At 54.6% G+C, this 2,657-nt stretch carries 3 protein-coding genes; all 3 read right to left on the bottom strand.

What is annotated here, in order from left to right:
* Window positions 1-566 (bottom strand): NAD(P)H-dependent glycerol-3-phosphate dehydrogenase (locus ACML7B_RS00285; RefSeq protein WP_418538767.1); only part of this gene is annotated, 566 nt, incomplete at its 3' end.
* Window positions 567-593: 27 nt separating this feature from the next.
* Entirely contained in the window at window positions 594-1,238 is a 645-nt protein-coding gene (gene plsY / locus ACML7B_RS00280; protein ID WP_418538765.1) for a glycerol-3-phosphate 1-O-acyltransferase PlsY, read from the bottom strand.
* A 2-nt stretch (window positions 1,239-1,240) separates the two neighbouring features.
* Window positions 1,241-2,569: a ribosome biogenesis GTPase Der gene (gene der, locus ACML7B_RS00275; RefSeq protein WP_106788536.1), complete on the bottom strand. Its 1,329-nt coding sequence runs from the start codon at window positions 2,567-2,569 to the stop codon at window positions 1,241-1,243.
* Between the last annotated feature and the right edge of the window lie 88 nt (window positions 2,570-2,657).

Genomic DNA, 2,657 nt, shown 5'->3' with positions numbered 1-2,657 from the left:
TTCAGGGAGCCGCCCAGCTCCATTCCCAGGATATCCGGGCTGATATAGACACGGAACACTTCACTCATGAACATCCCCTGCAGATACTCCGCCGTCTTCTTGGTCTTCGCGCCGATCACCACGGTAGTGGGAAGCCCCCGTCCCACTTCCTCCGCGTGGCTGGGGCCGGACAGCACCGCCACATCTGCCTGGGGGATCTCCTGTTCGATCTGCTGGGAAAGAGTCATCAGTGTGCTCTCTTCAATTCCCTTTGCCACATCTACGATGATCTGTCCTTCCTTGATATAGGGGCACATCTTTTTCGCCGTGCTCCTGGTAAAAGGCGACGGAACCGCCATTACGATGAACTCCCGCCCGGTGAGCGCAGCCTCCAAGTCGCTGGTGAATTCCATATCCTCCGGAAGCTTCACTCCCGGGAGCTTGCTCTTATGCTCCCGCTCCTTTGAGAGCATCTCCACCTCTTCCTCGCTGATGGACCACACCGTAACCTTATGTCCGTTCTTGTGGAGCAGGAGCGCAAGGGCGGTTCCCCAGCTTCCCGCACCCATGATCCCTACATTTGCCATGCTGATCTCCTCCTTTATGTATGGCTTCTATGATTCTTTCCCGACACTGAGCTTATTCTCCGTGCCGTTTAATAATCTCCCGATATTGGCCCGGTGCTTGAAGAATGCGGAAAGCACCAGGAAAACCGCGATCCCGTACATCTCGTGGAGATACCCTGCTTCAACGCCGTATCCTCCCATCTGCCCGCACACGATCACCTCGATCATATAGACGGTGACTACCACGAGAGATCCTACCGACACATATCTGGTGAGCGCCACTGTCCCTGCAAACACCGCGATACAGATCAGGATCATCCAGATATTGGTGGTGCTGGCGATCATGCCCGCTGTCACCGCGATCCCCTTGCCGCCTTTGAACTTCATATAGAAAGGATAGTTGTGCCCCAGCACCGCTCCCAGTCCTGCGTACATGGCCAGCATAGGAACCATATCTGCATGGTTCCTTCCATAGATCAGATGTACGATCACCACTGCGATGATACATTTAAAACAGTCTCCCAGAAAGGTGACAAGTCCTGCCTTCCATCCCAGCGTCCGCAGAGCGTTGGTGGTGCCCACATTGCCGCTGCCTTTCTGCCGGATGTCCACATGGTGCAGCTTCCCGTAGAAATAACCGGTCTCGATCAATCCAAGGGCATACCCGATGATCACACAAATCAGACGTTCCATCTCTAATTCTCCTTCCCCTTTCTCTCACGCACGAAAAACTTCAGGGAAGTCCCCCGGAAGCCAAAGGCCTCCCGGATCTTATTCTCCAGATATCTGGTATAGGAAAAATGCATAAGTTCCCTGTCATTTACAAAAAGCACAAAGGTAGGCGGCTTCACCGCGACCTGGGTGGCATAATAGAGTTTCAGACGCTTTCCCTTATCTGACGGGGGCTGCTGCATGGCCACCGCCTCCATGATGATCTCATTGAGAACGCCGGTGGCGATCCGCATGGTCTGATTCTCGATCACCATGTCGATGCGGTCATAGATCTGCTGCAGCCGCTGCCCGGTCTGGGCAGATACATACATGATCTCCGCATAGGGTACAAAGGAAAGGATCCGGCGGATCTCCTGCTCATACTCCCGCATGGTCCGGTCGTTTTTCTCAATGGCATCCCATTTGTTCACCACGATCACGATCCCTTTGCCCCGCTCGTGGGCGATACCGGTGATCTTGGCATCCTGCTCGGTAACGCCCTCGGTGGCGTCGATCACCACCAGAACCACGTCCGCCCGCTCCACCGCGGTTACCGTACGGATGATACTGTAGCGCTCCAGTTCTTCCTTAATCTTATTCTTTCGCCGCAGTCCCGCCGTGTCAATAAACACATACTCTTTCCCGTTGTGCACGATATCTGTATCCACTGCGTCCCGGGTGGTCCCCGCCACCTCTGACACGATCACCCGCTGCTCCCCCAGAAGCTTGTTGATAATGGAAGATTTCCCCACGTTAGGCTTGCCCACAATGGCAATACGGGGACGCTCGTCCTCCCCTTCTCCTTCCTCAGCTTCCGGGAAATGGGCGATCACTGCGTCCAGCATATCTCCCAGCCCGGTCTTGCCAGAGGCGGAGATAGGCATAGGGTCTCCGATCCCCAGGTTATAGAATTCATAGACATCCGCCATAAACTTCTGGGCGCTGTCCACCTTGTTCACCGTCAGCACCACCGGCTTGCCGGACCGGCGCAGCATATCCGCCACCTTGGAATCCGCGTCCACAAGTCCCTGGCGCACGTCTGTGATAAAAATGATCACATCTGCCGTGTCAATGGCAATCTGCGCCTGCTCCCGCATCTGCGAGAGGATGATATCCTTGCTCTCCGGCTCGATCCCCCCGGTGTCGATCAGGGTAAATTCCCGGTCCAGCCAGTTCACATCTGCATAGATCCGGTCTCTGGTCACGCCCGGCGTGTCCTTGACAATGGAGATCTTCTCTCCCGCCAGCGCGTTGAAAAGCGTGGATTTCCCTACATTGGGTCTTCCCACGATAGCTACGATCGGTTTACTCATCTTATCTCTCCTACTTCTCTTCTATACGAAAACATCCTTATCCAAGGATCGCGTCTATCAGATCCTGTCCGCTTGATTTTACAATATC

This window comes from Massilistercora timonensis (assembly GCF_048354975.1).
Taxonomy (GTDB): domain Bacteria; phylum Bacillota; class Clostridia; order Lachnospirales; family Lachnospiraceae; genus Massilistercora; species Massilistercora timonensis.
This window is presented reverse-complemented; position numbering and strand designations above follow the sequence as displayed.